The organism is Pseudomonas sp. TWI923 (assembly GCF_039673365.1).
Lineage (GTDB): Bacteria > Pseudomonadota > Gammaproteobacteria > Pseudomonadales > Pseudomonadaceae > Aquipseudomonas > Aquipseudomonas sichuanensis.
In genome coordinates this window covers 13944-32984 of record NZ_JBDJLM010000034.1, presented here as the reverse complement: position 1 = coordinate 32984, position 19041 = coordinate 13944, and the positions used below count along the sequence as shown (strand labels likewise).

At 64.7% G+C, this 19041-nt stretch carries 17 protein-coding genes; 5 read left to right on the top strand and 12 right to left on the bottom strand.

The window, feature by feature from the left end; all coding sequences use genetic code 11:
* Positions 1-44: 44 nt before the first annotated feature.
* The 5 genes from ABE459_RS14825 to ABE459_RS14805 all read right to left on the bottom strand — a co-directional run bounded on the left by ABE459_RS14825 (position 45) and on the right by ABE459_RS14805 (position 9663).
* The gene (locus ABE459_RS14825) at positions 45-4868 is read right to left on the bottom strand and encodes an RHS repeat-associated core domain-containing protein (protein WP_323828535.1); all 4824 of its coding nucleotides are present in this window, start codon (positions 4866-4868) and stop codon (positions 45-47) included.
* Positions 4865-5605, bottom strand: coding sequence for a DUF4123 domain-containing protein (locus ABE459_RS14820; protein WP_323828538.1), 741 nt, complete (start codon positions 5603-5605; stop codon positions 4865-4867). The genes ABE459_RS14825 and ABE459_RS14820 overlap by 4 nt, the downstream gene beginning before the upstream one ends.
* The gene (gene tssI / locus ABE459_RS14815; RefSeq protein ID WP_323828540.1) at positions 5595-7637 is read right to left on the bottom strand and encodes a type VI secretion system tip protein TssI/VgrG; all 2043 of its coding nucleotides are present in this window, start codon (positions 7635-7637) and stop codon (positions 5595-5597) included. The genes ABE459_RS14820 and tssI overlap by 11 nt, the downstream gene beginning before the upstream one ends.
* A gap of 321 nt (positions 7638-7958) precedes the next feature.
* A complete protein-coding gene (locus ABE459_RS14810) occupies positions 7959-8600 on the bottom strand; it encodes a LysE family transporter (protein WP_323828542.1) in 642 nt (213 codons plus the stop codon).
* A gap of 79 nt (positions 8601-8679) precedes the next feature.
* Positions 8680-9663: a threonine dehydratase gene (locus ABE459_RS14805; RefSeq protein WP_323828544.1), complete on the bottom strand. Its 984-nt coding sequence runs from the start codon at positions 9661-9663 to the stop codon at positions 8680-8682.
* A gap of 76 nt (positions 9664-9739) precedes the next feature.
* Here ABE459_RS14805 and ABE459_RS14800 point away from each other — a divergent pair, with 76 nt between their 5' ends.
* Positions 9740-11104, top strand: a complete 1365-nt coding sequence (locus ABE459_RS14800) for a PLP-dependent aminotransferase family protein (protein WP_323828546.1) — start codon at positions 9740-9742, stop codon at positions 11102-11104.
* A 182-nt stretch (positions 11105-11286) separates the two neighbouring features.
* On the opposite strand, the gene ABE459_RS14795 is transcribed toward ABE459_RS14800, so the two are convergent.
* Positions 11287-11544: a DUF2790 domain-containing protein gene (locus ABE459_RS14795; protein ID WP_125465102.1), complete on the bottom strand. Its 258-nt coding sequence runs from the start codon at positions 11542-11544 to the stop codon at positions 11287-11289.
* Positions 11545-11883: 339 nt separating this feature from the next.
* On the opposite strand from ABE459_RS14795, the gene ABE459_RS14790 reads away from it, so the two are divergent.
* On the top strand, positions 11884-12252 hold the full coding sequence (locus ABE459_RS14790) for a GNAT family N-acetyltransferase (RefSeq protein ID WP_258646691.1): 369 nt from the start codon (positions 11884-11886) through the stop codon (positions 12250-12252).
* Here the strand turns inward: ABE459_RS14790 and def are convergent.
* The 3 genes from def to ABE459_RS14775 all read right to left on the bottom strand — a co-directional run bounded on the left by def (position 12207) and on the right by ABE459_RS14775 (position 14062).
* Positions 12207-12743, bottom strand: coding sequence for a peptide deformylase (gene def, locus ABE459_RS14785; protein ID WP_125465103.1), 537 nt, complete (start codon positions 12741-12743; stop codon positions 12207-12209). The genes ABE459_RS14790 and def overlap by 46 nt on opposite strands.
* Entirely contained in the window at positions 12740-13699 is a 960-nt protein-coding gene (locus ABE459_RS14780) for a YihY/virulence factor BrkB family protein (RefSeq protein ID WP_125465104.1), read from the bottom strand. The genes def and ABE459_RS14780 overlap by 4 nt, the downstream gene beginning before the upstream one ends.
* 183 nt (positions 13700-13882) lie before the next feature.
* Positions 13883-14062 carry a CsbD family protein gene (locus tag ABE459_RS14775; RefSeq protein ID WP_125465105.1) on the bottom strand — a complete coding sequence of 60 codons (180 nt, stop codon included), beginning with the start codon at positions 14060-14062 and terminating at the stop codon, positions 13883-13885.
* A 243-nt stretch (positions 14063-14305) separates the two neighbouring features.
* Here ABE459_RS14775 and ABE459_RS14770 point away from each other — a divergent pair, with 243 nt between their 5' ends.
* Both ABE459_RS14770 and ABE459_RS14765 read left to right on the top strand, forming a co-directional pair.
* Positions 14306-15778, top strand: a complete 1473-nt coding sequence (locus ABE459_RS14770; protein ID WP_323828548.1) for a right-handed parallel beta-helix repeat-containing protein — start codon at positions 14306-14308, stop codon at positions 15776-15778.
* A gap of 111 nt (positions 15779-15889) precedes the next feature.
* Complete coding sequence (locus ABE459_RS14765) at positions 15890-16120, top strand: YheU family protein (RefSeq protein WP_125466238.1); 231 nt, start codon at positions 15890-15892, stop codon at positions 16118-16120.
* A gap of 14 nt (positions 16121-16134) precedes the next feature.
* On the opposite strand, the gene csrA is transcribed toward ABE459_RS14765, so the two are convergent.
* Complete coding sequence (csrA, locus tag ABE459_RS14760; RefSeq protein WP_125465107.1) at positions 16135-16317, bottom strand: carbon storage regulator CsrA; 183 nt, start codon at positions 16315-16317, stop codon at positions 16135-16137.
* A 310-nt stretch (positions 16318-16627) separates the two neighbouring features.
* Positions 16628-17443: an SDR family oxidoreductase gene (locus ABE459_RS14755; protein WP_258704910.1), complete on the bottom strand. Its 816-nt coding sequence runs from the start codon at positions 17441-17443 to the stop codon at positions 16628-16630.
* 229 nt (positions 17444-17672) lie between these two features.
* On the opposite strand from ABE459_RS14755, the gene ABE459_RS14750 reads away from it, so the two are divergent.
* Positions 17673-17825 carry a DUF3309 family protein gene (locus tag ABE459_RS14750; protein ID WP_110996334.1) on the top strand — a complete coding sequence of 51 codons (153 nt, stop codon included), beginning with the start codon at positions 17673-17675 and terminating at the stop codon, positions 17823-17825.
* A gap of 1 nt (position 17826) precedes the next feature.
* Here the strand turns inward: ABE459_RS14750 and ABE459_RS14745 are convergent, their stop codons facing one another.
* Positions 17827-19035: an EAL domain-containing response regulator gene (locus ABE459_RS14745; protein ID WP_125465109.1), complete on the bottom strand. Its 1209-nt coding sequence runs from the start codon at positions 19033-19035 to the stop codon at positions 17827-17829.
* Positions 19036-19041: the final 6 nt, after the last annotated feature.

Sequence of the window (19041 nt, the reverse complement as noted above, 5' to 3'; positions counted from 1 at the left end):
TCACCCCCAAATCATTCTCGCTAAACATGATGCCCCCAAAAAAATTACTTGATAGACGGATGAAAATTTGACACCGCTTTAGTATTTTTATCCAAGTAAACCCTAAAAGCCATTCCATTGTAGGAAGAATTATAACCAGTTGCACCTTCCGCAACCGCCTCTCGATATTTTAGCAATGCCGCTCTTAGACCATTAAGATAAACCCTATTCGTTGAGTGCTGAAGATCATCATAAAGCGTTTTCGGCGTACGAAACTCCTTAACACCAACCACATTCAGCCTTCTATCCAAGGCATCCCCCTCATAAAACACCTGTGTAATGCCCTTTACATCGCCTGGAGTCTCCGAAATCACGCGCAACCGTTTTTCATCCACCACTCTCATAAACTCACTTCGACTATGCGCTCCTTTAACTCCATGCTTCTGGGTAAAGCCATCAAACTTCTCCATATGCTGTTTTATACCCTTGTTAACCGGCATTCCCCTGTAGGTAAATACTTCCGGACAACACGCCTCCAACCCCAACGGATCCACCCACCCCGTCGGGTTCACACCATACAAATACTCATTAACCCCACCCGCCAGTCCAATCGGATCCGGCGTCAGGTACCGCCCGGTCTGAGGGTTGTAATAGCGGTGCCGGTTGTAATGCAGCCCGGTTTCTTCATCGTAGTACTGCCCCTGGAAGCGCAGGGGGTTGTCGACCTGGTCCACGTCCAGCCGCAGCACGTGGCCGTAGGCGCGGTAGCGCGCCGACCAGCGGATGCGGCCGTTGGCGGCGGTCAGCTCCTGGGGAGTGCCAAGGTGGTCGAGGTGGTAGTGCAGGGCCTCGGCGGGGGTGTCGCCGTCGCGTAGCAGCATCACCATCGGGCGGAAGCTGCCGGGCTCGTACACGTAGCTGCGCCAGCGGCCCTGGCAGTGCTCGGCCAGCAGGCGCTCGCCCTGCCAGATGAAGGCGGTCTCGGTGCCGTCGACGTCCTTGGACACGCGCCGGCCGAAGGCATCGTAGCGGTAGCGGGCCTGGCGGCCGTCGGGCAGCTGGACGCTGGCCAGGCGGTGCTGGCTGTCGTACTGGTAATTGGTGACCAGCTGCTGGCCGTGGCCGCGGCGTTCACTGGCCTGGTTGCCGAAGCGGTCGTAGCTGTAGTGGCAGTCGCCGTGCATCAGCAGGCGGTTGGCCTGCACCTGCACGTCGCGAGGGTCGCCGCGCAGGCCGCTCTGGGCCAGGAGGTTGCCGGCGGGGTCATGGACGAAATACTCGGCCAGTTCGCCGCGCACGCTGGTCAAGCGGTCGAGCGGGTCGTAGTGGTAGCTGCGGGTGCCGCGGCGGGTGTCCTCCAGGCGTGCCAGGTTGCCGCTGTCGTCGTAGTGGTAGCGGCGCATGAACACCGGGCCTTCCTTGCGATCGACCCGTTGGCTTACCAGGCGGCCCTGGCCGTCATGCTGGAACTGGCTGAGCAGCTCGCCCTGCTCGCGGGCCAGTTCCTGGCCGAGGCCATGGCGGTGGGCGGTGAGACGCTGGCCGTCGAGGTCGATGGTTTGCAGGTGGCCACCGGGCTGGTAGCGGTAGTCGAGGCGGCTGCCGTCGGGCAAGCGGCAATGGCTGACCTGGCCCATCACGTCGTAGCCGTAGTGCAGGGTCGCCCAGCCCTGGTGCTCGGTAACCAGGCGGTCGCACAGGTCGTACTCGTAGGCTAGCGGCCAGTGGCCGTCGTCCACCCGCACCAGGCGACCCAGGGCGTCGTACTGGTGGCTGACCTGCTGGCCGTCGGGCAGGGTCTTGACCAGCAGCCGGCCTTGCTTGTCGCGGGTGTAGCGGGTCAACCAGGGCTCGCCGTCGTCGCCCAGCTCGGTCTTTTCAAGCAGTTGGCCATTGAGGTCGTAGCCGTAGCGGGTGACGCGCCCGTCGAAACCGGTTTCTTCGGCGAGCAGGCCGTTGGCGTGGTAGGCCAGGCGGTAGCATTCGTCACGCTCGTTGATGACTTGCGACAGTTGCAGCTGGCCGTTGTCGTAGCGGTAGTGCAGGCAGCTGCCATCGGGGTTGATGCGCCGCGACGGCAGGTGCAGGCCGCCTTCGTATTCGAAGCGGGTCACCCGGCCCTGCTCGTCGCTTTGCGCGGTCACCCGGCCATAGGCGTTGTACTGATAGCGGCGCACACCGCCGCCAGGCAGCGACACTTCGCTCAGGCGCCCGGCCAGGTCCCAGGTGTACTGGGTGGCCGAGGCATTCTCGCGCAGGCGCATCACCAGGCGGCCGAGGGCGTCGTAGCGGTAGCGCCGCGAACCGCCGCCGGGCAAGGCTTCGCTGACCAGTTGCCCAGAGGCGTTCCAGCCCAGCTCGTGCAGGCCGCCGTCGGCCTGGCGGATGGCGACCAGGCGGCCCTGTTCGTCATAGCGGTAGCCGGTGACCTGCCCGCAGGGGTCGGTCTGGCTGACCACATCGCCCTCGGCGTTGCGCTGGTACAACCAACGCGCCTGGCCACGGCGCACCTCGCACACATGGCCGTCGCGATAGTGGTAGTGGGTAGCCTCGCTGTCCTCGGGGCGCACCGACAGCAAGTAGCCGGCGTCGTCGTAGCTGTAGAAGGTTTCGGCACCCAGCGGGTTGCGCTCGCCGATCAGCCGGCCCTTGGCGTCGTAGGTCTTGTGGTGCTCGGCGCCGTCGGCGTCTACCTGGCGCACCAGCCGGGCCTTGTCGTCGTGCTGATAGAACTGCTGGCTGCCATCGGCGTTGTGCACCGTCACGCCGCCCTGGCCGTCCCACTGGTAACGGGCCTCCAGGCCCGGCACGCTGGACCAGTGGCGCACGCAGCGGGCGTGCCGGCCCTCGCCTTCCCACTCCCAGTAGAACGCCGCGCCCCCCGCCAGCTGGCGCTCGAGGATGACGTTGGCGGCGTCATAGCGGTAGCGCTCGCGCTCGTCCAGGCCATTGCCGGCTTCGGTCAGTTGCCCGGCGTCGTTGTAGTGGTAGGTGGCCAGGGTCGCCACCCGTACCCAGGGCGCCTGCTCGAGCCCCTTGCTGTCGTACATCGACTGCCAGAACTGCTGCTCCACCGTCACCAGGCGGCCTTGCTGGTAGCTCAGCAGCAGGCGGTTGCCGGCGCCGTTGTCGATGTGCTGCAAGCGGCCGCTGTGATCGTACGCCAGGCTTACGCGGTTACCGTAGGCATCGCTCAGGGCCATCAGCCGGCCATCGATGAAGTGCAGGTAGCGCGGGCGGGCGCCGGCCTCGGCGATCACCAGCTCGCCGTCGGTCTGGCCCAGGTAGATGGCCGCGCTGCACAGGCTATTGCCGATCACCGGGCGCTGGCTGTCCGGCATCGGGAAGTGGGTGCGGCGGTTTTCGTGGTCGCACCACAGCACGCCCTGGCCGTCGGCCTGCAAGCGGTGGCACAGGCTGTGGCTCCAGCCGGGGCCCAGACCGTGGTCGATTTCAGCCGCACTGGTGCGGTACAGGCGCACCCACTCTACCGGCAGCACGCCGAACAGCTCGGCATCCTTGAGGGTGAGCAGCTCCTCGCCGGTGACCATCGACACCGGGCAGCGATGGGTGGCGGTCTCGTCGGCGCGCTGGGCGGGCTTGTCGCTGGGGGTGCGCGGTTGGCTGGGGGCATCGGGCAGGTCGAGCTCCTGCTCCACCCGCAGCGTGCTGTGGCGCTTGCCACGCACCACCGACACGGCATCGTCCACGGCCAGGTCGATGCCCTGCGCGGCGCTCTTGATTGCCAGCGGTACCTTGGCCGCGCTGTTGACCTCGACACTGCCGCCGGTCAAGAGCGGCTGGGCGCGTTTGGTATGGGTCGCCAGGGCATGCTGGCGGCTGAGGTCGATCAGCCGTTGCAGGCCGTCCAGCAAGCCGTCGGCACCCCGGGCGGCATTGCTGGCGTACTTGAGGCCCTTGGCGGTGAGGCGGAACGCCAGCCCCAGGCCGCCGGACAGCACGATCCCCAACAGCACATCCAGCAACAGCCCGGCATTGAGCATGGCGTAAGCCTGGGCCTGCCACTCGGGCGGGCTCAGGGCCAGCCACTGCAGGATCGCGGTGGCGTAGTAGAACATCAGCAGCTCGTCGTCGAGCATCAGGAAGGCGGTGTGCAGCAGGCTGCCAGCCTGGGCCTTGAGCTTGTCGAAGTCGGCCTCGCTGATGAACTGCAACAGCTGGTCGCGCGCGCCGCCGAGGTTGAACAGCAGCTTGACCAGGGCCTTGAGGTCGTCGAACAGGTTCATCAGCACGCTGCCGACACCCTTGGCCATCGCCTTGTGGATGTCGTTCACGCGCTGCATCGACCCCACCGGCGGCATGCGGTCCCAATGTGGGGCGATACGTTCGGCCCACTCGCCGTCCAGCCAGCCCTTGAGCTGGTCGAGCAGGCTGTCGTACGAGGCGTACAGGGCCTGGACCTCGGCCGGGCTGACCTTGGGGTGGAAGTACAGGCGATAGCGGCGGTTGGCGTGGCAACCGCTGATGGTTGCCTGGCCGTTGGCATTGAGCACCCCTTCGAAGCGTTGCGGGGTCTGGCCCGCCGCCACCTGCTCGACCAGTTGGTAGGGGGTGCCGCCGATGGGCACGAAGGCCAGGCTTTCGAAGCGGTGCACGATATTCAGCACGCCATTGGCCGGGCAGTTGGCGTAGCCGGTGATGCGCCGTTCGCCAAGGCCCTTGGCCTGGCGCATCACCTCGTTGCCAGCACTGTCGGTGAAGCGCAGCTCTTGCTCCAGGTCCAGCGCCCAGCCCAGCAAGAAGCTGTCCTGCAGCGCTTCGAAGGTAGCGAGGCTGTGCTGGCGGAAGGCGGCGATGCGAGCCGGGCCATCGGGCTTGTGGGCGTCGAGATTGTCGAGGAGGAACTTGGCGTAGATGATCAGGCTCATGGCGTGATGTCCTTGTTCACGTGCGCCAGCAACCGTTCCAGGGCCGGCGGGTCGAGCGGAGCACCCAGGGCCAGGCGCGCGACCTTGCAGCGCAGATTGGCCTCGGGGAGGGCGAAGTAAAGGTCGGCATGGGCCTCGCGCAGCCATTGCATGAGGTTGTCCAGCACCGGGCCGGGGTCGTGGTGGTGCAGGCGCTCGAGTAACGCGGCACTCGCCTGCCACCAAGGGAAGGGTTCGATGTTCAGGCGCTGCGCCTGGCTCAGCGGGCGGGCCTGGCCGTTGCACCAGACGCGGCTGAATACCGGCAGCAGCGGCGCCTCGCCTGGCGCGTGGTGATCGAGCAGGGCCAGCAACTGATGGCCGTCCCACAGACGCAGGAACACCGCGGTGCCGTCGGGCAGCTTCACCTGGGTCAGGCTGCGCAGGTAGTCGAACACCAGGGCCGGTGGGTGCGAGGACACCGCCAGCCAGCCCCAGTCAAGGCAGCGCTGGTTACTGCACCAGGTGAGGAAGTCCCCTTGCGGCGCGGCCTTCACCAGGTAAGGCATAGCCTCCAGCCAGCCGGCATAGGGGGTATCTTTCCACAGCGGCTGGGGCACGTGGGAGCCATCGCGCTGCCGGTAGGCGGCCAGCGTATCGGCCTTTGCAAGGCTGCCGAACACCAGGTAAAGCCGCTCACCATCAGCCAGCGGGCTGGCTGCCAGCCAGTCTTGGGGAGTAAGGGATTCAAAGCTCACAGGCACCCTCCTTGCACCGCTCGCACTCCTCGCAGAACGCGGCATTGCGCCGGAAGGTGTCGAGCTGCGCCTGGGTCAGCGGCAGGCCCGAAACCGAGCGTTCGGCCTCAGCCGTGATACCCGGCAGCAGTGGCGCGGCCGGGGTGCCGGCGGCGACCTGGCCGCTGGAGTCGACATACAGCGCGCCCCCCACGGTCACCCCGCCGGCCGCGATCCGCACGAAACCGCCGCCCGCCCGCAGCACCACCTCGCTGCCGGCATCCAGCACCAGGCGCTTGCCGGCCGACAGGTGGATTTCCTGCCCGGCCTCCACCAGCAAGGCCTGGCCCAGGGTGATATGCCGGCTGTTGGCGACGGTCAGGTGGTCGTCGCCGCGCAGCTCGGTCTTGCGGTCGCCGTGCACGGTGCGGTGTTGCTGGGCGTGGTACTCGCTGTGTACATCGGCCAGCACAGTGTCGTGGCGCTCATGGCCAACGTGGCTGCGCTGGTCGTGGCCGATGCGCTGCTCCCAGTCACGCTGGGCGTGGATGTAGATCTGCTCCTGGCCGGCGCGGTCCTCGATACGCAGCTCGTTGTGGCCTTCGGCGGCGGGCGAGCTGCAGGTCTTGAACACGCTGCGGGTCTTGTTGGCGGGCAGTTCATAGGGCGGCTGGTGCTCGGCGTGGTACAGGCAGCCGGTGACCAGCGGCCGGTCGGGGTTGCCGTCGAGGAAGCTCACCAGCACTTCCATGCCCACCCGCGGGATGACCAGCCCGCCGTACTGGTTACCGGCCCACTGGCTGGCGACGCGCAGCCAGCAGCTGGACTTTTCATCCAGCCGGCCATCGCGATCCCAGTGGAACTGCACCTTGATCCGGCCAAGGCGGTCGCAGTGGATCTCCTCCCCTTGCGGGCCGGTCACCCGAGCGGTCTGGGCGCCGTGTACCCGAGGCCGGGGGCTGGGGGCGGGCGGCCGGTAGGGGGTGCCCCAGGGCAAGGCCTTGAAGGTGTTGCGGTAGCCTTGCCAGGCCTCGCCAGCGGCGCTGGCGTCGGCCTCCTCCAGCACTTGGGGCTGATGGCCCTCGTGGGTAACCTCGGCCAACAGCCAGAGCGCGTTCCAGGTTGTGCGTGGATGGTCCTCGAGGGTGAAAAAATGACCGCAGCGCAAGGCCGGCTGGTCGCTCGCGCCTTCGGCTTGCAGGTAGTCGGCACGGTGGCCTTCCAGGGCCCGCTGGCTCAGCTGGCGGCCTCGTTCGCGGTCAGTGAAACACCCCGGATAGCCGTAATCCTCCAGGTCCGGCTGGGGCACGGGCAGCTCGGGTTGATGCTGGGCTTCGAGCAGCAGCTTGGGCTTGAGCGGGTCATAATCGCGCCGGCTGACCCGCCCGGTACGCGCCGCCACCCGCGCGCCGAACTGGCTGACCACCGGCTGCTGCGCGACTTGGCCGCTGTGCGGCGCGAAGGGGGTGGGCCGCGCCAGGCGCGGGAAGGCGCTCTGCTCGTCGCCAAACACCAGCAGGTGGGCGTCGGCGCTGTGCTCGAAGTGGTAGTGCAGCCCCTCCTCCTCGCACAGGCGCTGCACGAAAGCGAGGTCGGTCTCGTCGTACTGGGTGCAGTACTCGCGCTTTTCGTATGGGGTGGGGCCGAGGCGGAACACGTAGGCGTCGGCGAGGATACCGTGAGCCTTGAGCACCCCAGCGATGATCTGCGGCACGTTCTGCTGCTGGAAGATCCGCAGGTTGCGGCAGTGCGCCAGGCTGGCCAGGCGCGGCACCAGCTCCAGCCGGTAATGGGTCAACCGCCGCCCGCTGTCAGCCTGAGCGACGCTGGCGACCTGGCCGTGGAAGCACTGCTCATCGTTGCCGACCCGCAGCGTGGCCAGTTTGTGCAGCAGGCTTTCGAGGTCGAGCGACGGGTCTTCACTGACCAGTTCGAGGTGGAATGAATAGGGGCAACTCAGTGCCTCTGCCCCTTTGAAACGCAAAACCTGCAAGTCCGTTTGAACACCATGAACCTGCAAACTGAAAGAGGGTTGATCGCCAGGGCCGGACATTCACATTCCTTATGACAGGTACGTCCAAAGCGCCCCACTTGCATTCCGTGCAAGTAAGGGGTCGCTCTAGAGCGGTAAATAAGCACCCGAATCATAAGGCAATGAAAATGCGCAAATTTCTGCGCAATCGAACACAAGCGAATGATTTAAAATAGGAATTACGAAATTATTTCAAATCGTTATTTATAAAAACACCGGGATATTTTAACTTCGCTGCATTTATCAATTCGGACGCTTCCTATAGGCACATCGGAAACATCCGAATAATTAAGCAAACGATCAAACAAACTTATAAACACCGCCCGGCACGACCAGGCCGTTTCAGACGGGAACAGCCAGAATGAACTCGCGATACCCAGACAAGATCACGTACACCGCGAAGTAACAGAAGATCGCCGCCGACAGCAGGTACGACCAGGTCAGCAGCCGGTCGCCAAGCAGGCGCCCGCCGTGGCTGGCGATGGTGCACAGTGATACGCACCAGAACAGCCCGGCAGCGAAGAAGCCACCGAGGAACAAGCCCGCATCCAACGCGCTGCCGCCACCGGACCGGGAGATCAGTACACCGCCAACGGCGGCGAACCAAAGGATCGCGGTAGGCGAGGACATGGCCAGGAAGATCCCGCGCAGGAACTCGCGCCAGCCCGACTCGATCACCACCTCGCGGCTGGCCTCCATGTGCCCGCCACGCCAGGCCACCAGCAGCATCTTCACGGCGAACCACACCAGCAACGCCGAACCGCCCAGCCACAGGGTCCAGCGCACGCTTTCGAACTGCAGCAACACGGTCATCCCGGCCAGGGCGGCGATGGCATAGACCAGGTCGCCGACGCAGGTACCCAAGCCCAGCCAGAAGCCCTTGAGAAAACCGCGTTGCATGGCCAGGGTGATCATGGCGATATTGGCCACGCCGATGTCCAGGCACAGGGAGAGGCTGAGGAGGAAACCGTTGGAAAAAGGCATGGCGCACTCGGTGCAGTGAGAAAGTTGGCCAATTGAACATTGGGCGAGGCGCGCCGGTATTGGAAAAAATTGCGCCTGCTCAATTCACGGGGCTCATCGAGGACATCCCATCACCCGCCAACACCCGCGCATAACGCTCACGGTCCACATTCGCCCCGCTCAACACCACCGCCACCCGCTTGCCGGCCTGGCGCCCACACTCTTGCATGAGCGCAGCCAGCGCGGCAGCCCCTGCCCCTTCGGCGGTGTTGTGGGTAGTTTCGTGATACAGGCGCATGGCGCTGGCGATCTCGTCATCGCTCACCCGCACGATACGTGCGGCATGCTCGCGCACCAGCGCAAAGGCCTGCGGATGGGGGACCCGGCAGGCCATGCCGTCGGCAAAAGTGTTGGCGCTGGCGGTGGTGACGATGCGGCCTTGTTCGAAGCTTTGCGCGTAGGCATCCGCCGCGCCGGAGACCACACCGACGATCTCGGTGCGCAGCCCCAGCAGGTTGCGCGCCTGGATCAGCCCGCAAATACCCGAGCCCATGCCGATCGGCACATACACACAATCGAGGTCGGCGACCGCCTCGAACAGCTCCAAGGCGTAAGTGGCAACGCCCTTCACCAGTTCCGGATGGAACGACGGCACCATGGCATAACCACGCACTTCGGCCAGGCGGGCCGCCTCTTCACGCGCCACGTCGAAATCGACGCCGTGCTCCACCAGTTCGGCGCCGAGGGCGCGCATGGCGGCGTTCTTCTCCCGCGAGTTGCCTTCTGGCACCACGATCACCAGGGGCAGGCCAGCCTGGCGTGCCGCCAAGGCCATGCTCTGGCCATGGTTGCCACGGGTGGCGGTGACCAGACCACGCGGCAACACAGCCTGCGCCAGCAGCGAGCGGACATAGACCAGCCCGCCGCGCACCTTGAAAGCGCCGGTGGGCGCGTGGTTCTCATGCTTGACCCACAACTGGCAGCCAAGCCGCTCGGCCAGCAGCGGCCAGGCGTGCTGCGGGGTCGGCGAGACGTGCTGATGGACGTAGGTGGCCGCTTCACGCAGCGCGGGCAGGTCGAACATGACGATCATCCTTCATCGGTACGAGGTTGAACCGATCCTAAGCGCCGGGCATTGTATGGGTCCAAAGTTATATTGCATGGGTGGCAATATCGTGTGGACTCCAACCCTGGCCGATGACGGCCAGCCGCGTTACCTGGCATTGGTGGCAGCCATTGCCGAGGCCATCGAACGCGGTGAACTCAAGGTGGGTGAGCGCCTGCCACCGCAACGTCGGCTGGCCTGGACCCTCGGCCTCAACCCCAGCACCACGCAGCAGGCCTACCGTGAAGCGGCGGCGCGGCACCTGGTGTCCGGCGAGGTGGGGCGTGGCACCTATGTGCTGGCGGGAAGCAAGGAGGCCACGCTGTTCCGTCTCAAGCAACCGGACCACCAGCAGGCGATCATCGACCTGTCGACCAACGTGCCGGTAGCCGACCCGCATAACCTGGACCTGCAACACAGCTTGCAGGCCCTGCTCAGCCAGGGTGAAACCGCCCTGCTTGAACACTACCTGGGCCCCGAGCAATTGCTGCTCGGCCGTGTGCAGGGTGCCCGCTGGCTGGCCAATCGCGGCCTGACCCTGGCGCCGGATGAACTGCTGCTGTGCGGCGGTGCCCAGCAAGGCCTGACGACGATATTGCAGTCGCTGTGCCAGGCCGGTGAACCGGTCATGGTCGAGGCGCTGACCGCCCCAGGCATCAAGGCCGCCTGTCGCCAACTGCGCCTGCCGGTGCACGGCGTGGCACTGGATGAGCAGGGTCTGTGCCCAGAGCAACTGGACCGGGTTGCCCGCGCTAGCGGTGCGCGCATGCTGGTGACCACCCCGACGCTGCACAACCCGACCGCTGCCTGCCCCAGCGACGAACGGCGCCAGGCCCTGGCCGACGTGGTCAGGCGCCACCAACTGCTGGTGATCGAAGATGACGTGTATGGGGCGCTGGCAGACAGCCCGCCGCTGTATCCGTTGCTGGAGGGCCGCGGCATCCTGATCAGCAGCCTGTCCAAGACGGTCGCGGCCGGGCTACGCCTGGGCTGGATCGCTGCCCGCCCGAGATTGCTCGAACAGATCGACCCCCATGCCCAGGCCACCCACTGGCCGGTTTCGCCGCTGAATTTGCACATTGCCTGCCAGTGGATTGCCGACGGCACCGCCGCACGGCGGCTGGCCTGGCAAAGGCAGGAAATCGGCGAGCGTTGGCGTCTGGCGCGGGCGATATTGGGCGATCACCTCGTGGCCGGTGCAGTGCCTTCACCGCATGCCTGGGTTGCCACGCCTGGCGATGCCGAAACGCTGGTGGGGCGCTGCCGCGCGCAGGGTGTCGAGGTGGTCCCGGCGAGTGTGTTCGCGATTGGTACGCAAACGCTGCAGGCGGTGCGGATCAGCCTGTCGGCGGCACTTGGCCGCGCCCAGTTGAAGCAGGGGCTGGAAATTGTTGCCCGGGTGATGGCGCAACACGGGTAAGGGGCCGCTGGGTTGTATTACCTGTTATGTACTCGCAAGTCCTCTGTAGGAGCGGCCTTGTGTCGCGATAGGGCCGCAAAGCGGCCCCGGCGATTTCTGCTTTCACGCTGAAATCCTGGGGCTGCTCTGCAGCCCTTTCGCGACACAAGGCCGCTCCTACAGGCAGACGTGCAAGTTCAGGCTCAACCCTGCTGGCAACCCTCGCCCATGGCACGGTACTGCAGCGTGTGCACCTGCCCTTGATGATCCTCATAGGTCATGGTGGCGGGTACCACTTCACAGACGTTGGGGATGGTCGACAGGTTGATCACGCGCTTGATGTCGAGGTTGGTGGAGTAATCGTACTGCTCGACCACGGGTTGGCTGGCGGCGGGCTTGGCCTCGTCTGCCAGGGCGAACGAGGACATACCGACCAATGCAAGAATCAGTAGGGCTTTCATGGGCAACGACCTTGATGGTTTTCAAGCTGATCGAGTGACTTCTGATGCCGTCAATGGCGCGGAGAAGTTGTCATCGGCGATGCAGATGACACGAAGTACCGATCCCGCTGTGTCGTACTGCTGGGGGGATGAGGAAAATTCTACTCCCCGCCTGGAATAGTTGAACCCCGAAGTAGGACAATCACCCTTGCCGGTTTTGCAACAATCTGCGACAAAGCCAGGCCCTGATTGTTACCCGCCATTGCATTGCCTTTGACCATGCCCACCCTGACCTTCACTCACCTCCCTCACCTGCAACGCCGCCTGCTGGACCATTTCTACCGCCAGCACGGTTCACGCATGCGCGCCGCCGGTGAGGGCGAGCAGTGGGTGGCCCGCGCAGGCGACATGATCGCAGGGATGAACCTGATAAGCGTGACGGGCGGCCGCTGGCTGACCGGGCTGTTCGTCGCGCCGGGCTGGCGTGGCCAGCGGGTGGCAGCACGGCTGATCGAAGCAGGCTTGCAAGGCAGTACTGGCCCCACCTGGCTGTTCTGTGAGCCGCAACTGGCACCCTTCTATGAGCGTCTGGGCTTCAGCGTTACCGAGCAGTTGCCCGAAGCACTGGCCTCGCGCCTGGCCCGCTACCGGCGCAGCAAGCCATTGGTGGCGCTGGTGCGCAATCAGTCCTCGGCCACATCAAGCCCGGGGAATAGCACCTCGGTGTAGCCGAATTTGCTGAAATCCTGGATGCGCGAGGGGTAGAGCCGGCCGATCAGGTGGTCGCATTCATGCTGCACCACCCGGGCATGGAAGCCGTCGGCGAAGCGGTTGATCGGGTTGCCCTGCGGGTCGATGCCCGAATAGCTGATGTGCTTGTAACGTGGCACCACACCCCGCAGCCCCGGCACCGACAGACAGCCTTCCCAACCGTCCTCGACCTCCGTGGCCAGCGGCGTGATCACCGGGTTCAGCAGAATGGTCGTGGGCACCGGCTCGGCGTCCGGGTAGCGCTCGCTGCGCTCGAAACCGAAGATCACCAGTTGCAGGTCGATACCAATCTGCGGCGCCGCGAGCCCCACACCGCCGACATGACGCATGGTCTCGAACATGTCGTCGATCAGCTGTTGCAGTTCGGCGCTGCCGATCATCGCTGCGGGCACGGGCGGGGCGATGCGCAGCAGGCGTTCGTCGCCCATCTTGAGGATGTCACGGATCATCGGGTGCTCGACTCGTGGGGGTGAGGTTCGGGTGTCACCGGGTGTTCATGGCCAAGCACGGTGATGGTTTCCTGCGGATTGTCATGGGCAAAGCCCTTCTCGCCAGGGTTCTTGCCCTCGCTCGACATATGCTCGATCACCGCGTTCATCTCCGCACCCAGCAGCAGCACGGCGGCAGAAATGTAGAAATACAGCAAGAGCACGATGATCGCACCAATGCTGCCGTACATGGCGTTGTAGTCGGCGAAGGTCTTCACGTAATAGGCAAAGCCCAATGACGCGATGATCCACACCACCACCGCCAGCACCGAGCCCGGGGTGATGAAGCGAAATTTCTGCTTCACGTCGGGCATCACAAAATAGATCAGCGCCACCGCCACCATCATCAGGATGATGATCGCCGGCCAGCGCAACACGGTCCAGACGATGACCACCGCCTCCTGCAGGCCTACCTGGGCGGCGATCCACTCCATGACCTGCGGCCCGAGCACCATCAGCGCAGCGGCGGCCAGCAGCATGCCGGCGATGCCGATGGTGTAGATCACCGACAACGGAATCCGCTTCCACAACGGCCGCCCCTCGGGCACGTCATACGCGGCGTTCATCGCGCTCATCATCAGGCGCACGCCCGCCGACGCGGTCCACAGGGCAATCACGATACCCACCGAGAGCAAGCCACCTTTGGATTGCTGCAACTGGTCGATCACCGGGTTGACCTGCTCCAGCGCCTGCGGTGGTAGCACCAGCTCCGACTGCAGGCGCAGCCAGGAGAAGAAGTCCGGCAAATGCAGGAAACCGATCAGGGCGATCAGGAACAGCAGGAAGGGGAACAGCGAGAACAGCATCTGGTAGGCCATAGCAGACGCGTAGGTGGACATCTCGTCGTCAAGGAACTCCTTGACGGTGCGCACCAGCACGCGGTGCAGGGGCAGGCCGCGCAGGTCGGGGAAAATCATAGCGTCTCCTTTCGCCGCTTGATCATCTGAGGGTCTGGCTTACTACAGGGGAAGGCCTGTCAATGCAGACAAGTCTAATAGACCCTGCCGCAGCTGTGGTTGCTCAGTGCGCAGGTTAAGAAAAACGCCACACCCGCCCCCACGTCGTGGGAGCGGGCTTGCCCCGCGATCAGCGCTTCAGGGTCATGGCTTCTTCAACGCATCCTTGGCCTTGCCCACCGCCTGCTGCGCCTCGCCCTTGAGCTCCTGGGCCTTGCCTTCGGCGCGCAGCCGATCGTTGTCGGTCACCTTGCCGACGCCTTGCTTGATGTTGCCCACGGCCTCGTTGGCCAGGCCTTTGGCTTTGTCTTTGGTGCCACTCATAGGATCTCTCCTTGCGCGAAAGACACGGGAAATCGTGCCGACAGTGGGTCGACCCGCGCCCCTTTGCCAGAGTTTCAATCGGTTCGATTGCCGCCAGCCGAACGGTAAACAGCGGGCGAATACCGCACCGATTCACCTGCCACGGCGCCGCGAAGCCGAACGGCTGCCCTAGAATCGCCCCCAGACAGCCCGCCCGATCACGGCGTGGCGCATAACAACAAACAGTCAGTGGAATCCCGCACCATGCGCTTGATGCCTGCGCTGGCAGCCCTGCTGCCACTACTCCCCTTGTCCGCCCACGCCGTCGCGCCTGCCCAAATACAGACGCTGACCGTCAACCGCTATGCCGACGACGGCCAACCCGGCACCCTGCGCTGGGCCATCGAAACCAGCAACCTGAACCCCGGCCACTACCGCATCGATATCGCCGCCGTGGGTAAACCGCCCCATGTGATCCGCCCGAATCGAGCGCTACCGGAAATCAAGGGGCCGGTCAGCATCACCGGCCTGGCCTGGGCCCGCGACGGCCAGTACATCACCCTCGATGGCTCGGGTTATATCAAGGACCAGGGCGTACATACCTGCCCTGGCGCCCTGCCCGGCCAGTACGGCACCAACGTGCGCACCACCACCAACCCTGGCCTGGTGCTGCGCGATACCCAAGGCGTGCACCTGCAGGGCCTGGAAGTGCGCAACTTCTGCATCGGCATCCTGGTCAACCGCGCCAGCCACAACGTCATCGAAGACAACCGGATCGTCGCCAACAAGGGCGGCGCCGGAATCATGCTGACCGGCGACGACGGCGCCGGCAACCCGACCGCCACCACCACGAACAACAACAAGGTCCTGCGCAACCAGCTGATCGACAACGGCGATGGCCTGGAGCTGACCCGTGGCGCGGCCTTCAACCTGGTGGCCGACAACCTGTTCCGCTCCACCCCTGCCAACCCGGAACCCTCCCAGGGCATCGAGATCCTGCTGGGCAACGACAACAGCGTGGTGCGTAACCGCTTCGAAAACTACTCCGACGGCCTGCAGATCAACTGGGGCAAGCGCAACTACCTGGCCGGCAACACCTTCAGCGGCAACTCCATCGGCGTCAGTGTCACCGGCGAGGGCAATATCCTCGACGGCAACCTGATCCACGGCAACCGCATCGGCGTGGCGCTGCGCCCGGAGCCGGAGATCACCGCCACCCGCCTCACCGCCAACCGCATCTGGGGCAACAGCCAGGATATACGCCGCTGCGAGGCCGGGGGCTCGTGCGTGGCCGACCAGCGCACCGGCGCCATCGTGTTCGGCGTGCCGGCCCAGGCCCATGCGCTGTACGTGGGCTCGCGCGGCATCGGCGCGCAGTTGGCGACGCAGGACCAAGCCATCATCTGCGACGGCAAGGGTGAACCCAAACCCTGCCAGCCGCTGCCCAACCATAACCAGCAGCCACCGACACTGCTCGCCCTGCAAGGCAATGTACTGCGCGGCGAGGTGCAGGGGCCGGCATCAAGCCTGCTGCGGGTCGAGCTGTTCGGTAATGCCCAGGCTGAAGCGACCGAGGCCGAGCAGTATCTGGGTGAAGTGCTGGTGAACAGCGATGACAAGGGGCAGGCGCGGTTTGCTCAAGTGCTTGAACAAAGCGAAGGGCTGCAAAGCTTCACCGCGACCGTCACCACCGCTGATGGCGCCACGTCGGCATTGAGCGCCGCACTGCGCCGTTGAAGCCACAGACCTTATCGCCGGCATGCCGACGATAAGGTCACCCCGCGCCCCAGGCAGCCACTGCCGATTTCACGTAGCATGCGCACATACCCACCACCACTGCCCATCGCCATGCTGATCCCCTACGAGCAACTCGAAGCCGACACCCTCACCCGCCTGATCGAGGACTTCGTCACCCGCGACGGCACCGACAACGGCGACGACACGCCACTGGAAACGCGTGTGCTGCGAGTGCGCCAGGCGCTGGCCAGAAAGCAGGCATTCATCCTGTTCGATTTCGAGAGCGAGCAATGCCAACTGCTGGCCCGGCATGATGTGCCGCCGGAACTGCTGGCACCCTAGGCCCCAGGCCTGTTTCAGGCCCGCGCTTTCGCCTGCTGCTCCTTGATCCGCTTGTACACCTCCACCCGGTGCACATCGACATTGCGCGGCGCGCTGATGCCGAAGCGAACCTGGCCATTCTCGACCGACACCACCTGGATGCTGATGTCGTCTCCGATGAAAATCACCTCACCCACTTCACGTCCGATTACCAACATGCTCCGATCCTCCAGCCTTAGGGAAAACCGGAGACTGCCTTGATGGCTTTCTCCTACTCAATCACTCCAGGGTGAAAGAGACCTAGCCTACCAACAGAGGTAAAAGGTCCTACAAAAATGCGGCTCAACCATAATGCCAGCCAGTTAAGCCAATTGGGGCCGCTCTGCGGCCCTTCGCGGGTAAACCCGCTCCCACAGGATTGCGCAAAATCTCAAGCTAGCGCTGTACCTGTGGGAGCGGGTTTACCCGCGAAGGGCTGCAAGGCAGCCCCATTAGTGGCTTTGAAGCGCTGTCTGACTGGCATTAGGCTCAACCAGCACTTTTGCTGGCCTTGGCGCGCATCTTGACCGCCATATCGGCCATTTCGTCATACAGCCGCTGGGGCGCCTGGCACTTGAGCTGCCATGCCTGGCGCCCGGCTTCGTGGGGCAGGATGAGGAACTCGCCGGCGGCTACCTGTGCATGAATGTACTCGGCAATATCGGCAGCACTGATGGGCGAGCCTTCCAGCAACTTACCCACCTGGGCTTTCATTGCCGGGGTCGGGCCACGGAACGAATCAAGCAGGTTGGTCTGGAAGAACGACGGGCAAACCACGTGCACCGCCACCCCGACCTGGCGCAGCTCCACCAGCAGGCTTTCCGACAGCGCCAGCACCCCGGCCTTGGCCACGTTGTAGTTGCTCATCCCCGGCCCCTGCATCAGCGCGGCCATGGAGGCAATGTTGATGATCCGTCCGCGGCTACGTTCGAGCAGCGGCAGGAACGCCTTGCAACCCTTGACCACGCCCATCAGGTTGACTGCGATCTGCCAGTCCCAGTCTTCCAGCGACAGCTCGCTGAAGAAGCCGCCCGAGGCCACCCCCGCGTTGTTGACGATCACGTCGCAGCCACCCAGGCGCTGTTCGCAGGCCTGGGCCAGGGCGGTGAGCTGGCTGTAGTCGCGCACGTCGCAGCGCTGGACAAAACCGTCGCCACCGGCGGCGCGCACTTGCTCCAGTGTCTCGCGCAGGCCTGCCTCGTTGACATCGGCCAAGGCCAGCTGCCAACCCTCGCGGGCCCAGCGCAGGGCAATCTCACGGCCCAGGCCGGAACCGGCCCCGGTGATCATCATTCGCTTGTGCATGGTCGCTGCCTTGTACTGAACAGTGGGAATGCCCGGAGTCTAGCGACAAGCAGGGCTGCGCCGGTGTGGCATCAGGCAGCTGAATGTGGGGGTATCGGGCGACGCCGGGGGGACCGGCCTGCGTGTACCGACAGCCGATTGAATTATTACCGGCGCGCACGGGTCGGAAATTGTGAGCGGCCAGCATTGTTCCGCGGCCCTTGACCCCCAACCACGCAAGGACTCCGCCATGACCACGATCCTCATCATCATCCTGATCCTGCTGCTGATCGGTGGCTTACCGGTCTTCCCCCACTCGCGCAGCTGGGGCTATGGCCCTTCGGGCATCGTCGGCGTGGTGCTGGTGGTGCTGTTGATACTGGTGTTGCTGGGGCATATCTGACCTAACCAGGCGGCACCAAGCGCAGGTCACCGCGCAGGCGCCGCAACAGCGCCTCGCGGTCCAGCGGCAGTGCAAGGTAGTCGCCCTGGGCGCTCTCGCAGCCCATCCCCAGCAAGGCCAGGTGCTGTTCGGCGCTGGATACCCCGACCACCGTCAGGTGCTGCTCGAGGGCCAGCGCCAAGTTCAGGCAATGCTGGACCACAGCACGGCACCGGGCTTCATGGGGCAGGCCACGAATGAAGCGCTCGGCCAGTTTGATCCGGGTGAACGGTAGCTGGCACAACAGCTGGCTGCCGGCCTGGTCGCTGCCGAACTCGGCCAGGCTCAGCTCGCAACCCAGCGCCCGCAGGCGAAGCAAGTTCTCAAGCTCCACCACGGTGATGTGGTAGAGGCTGCGCCCGCTCAGCTCGAAGCACAGGTGACGCACATCGAAGCGCTGCTGGTGCAGCAAGGTACGAATACGCAACACCAGCGAGCGATCCAGCAGTTGCGGCCCCTTCAGGCGCAGGGTAATGCGTAACCGGCGCCCCTCGGCCTGCAGTTCGCTGTGCAGCGCCAGGCCCTGCTCAAGCAGTAACAACGCCAGTTCATCGAGCAAGCCACAACGTTCCACGGCAGGCAGGAAGATCTCCGGCGCCAGCACCCCCATCAACGGATGGTGCCAGAACGGTATCAGGTCAACGCCAGTGATGCGCCCGTCGCGCAAGTCGAAACTGGGTAGGTAGAACGCCGTGAACTGCCCGTCGCGCATGCCGCCGCGCACCCCTTCCTCACCCGGCCAGAACACCGCTGGGCGAGGTGAGGCCGTATCCACCGGCAGCGGATTCGGCAGGCACTGGCGCAGCATCTCCACCGACAAGGGTGGGTCCAGGTCGGCGATGAAACGCATGCCAAGCCGCTCCACCAATTGCTGTACGCCGCGGCGCATGCTCGGGCTCAGGCTGCAGGTCAACAGCACCGCCCCCGCCAACCTGGCCTTGCCCAGTCGATGGAGGAACTCCAGGGTATCCATGCTGCCGTCGCTCCCGCCCGTCAGGGCACACACCGCCAGATCGACCCGTCCTGCCTGCTGCAGGCACAGCAGGGCTTCATTGATATCCTGTGCCTGCAACACCTCGGCACACCCCAGGTAACCAAAGGTCTTCACCGCGATCACCCGCTGGAAGCGGTGCTCTTCGACTACCAGCACCCGCAACCCGTCTACCTCCATGTTCCA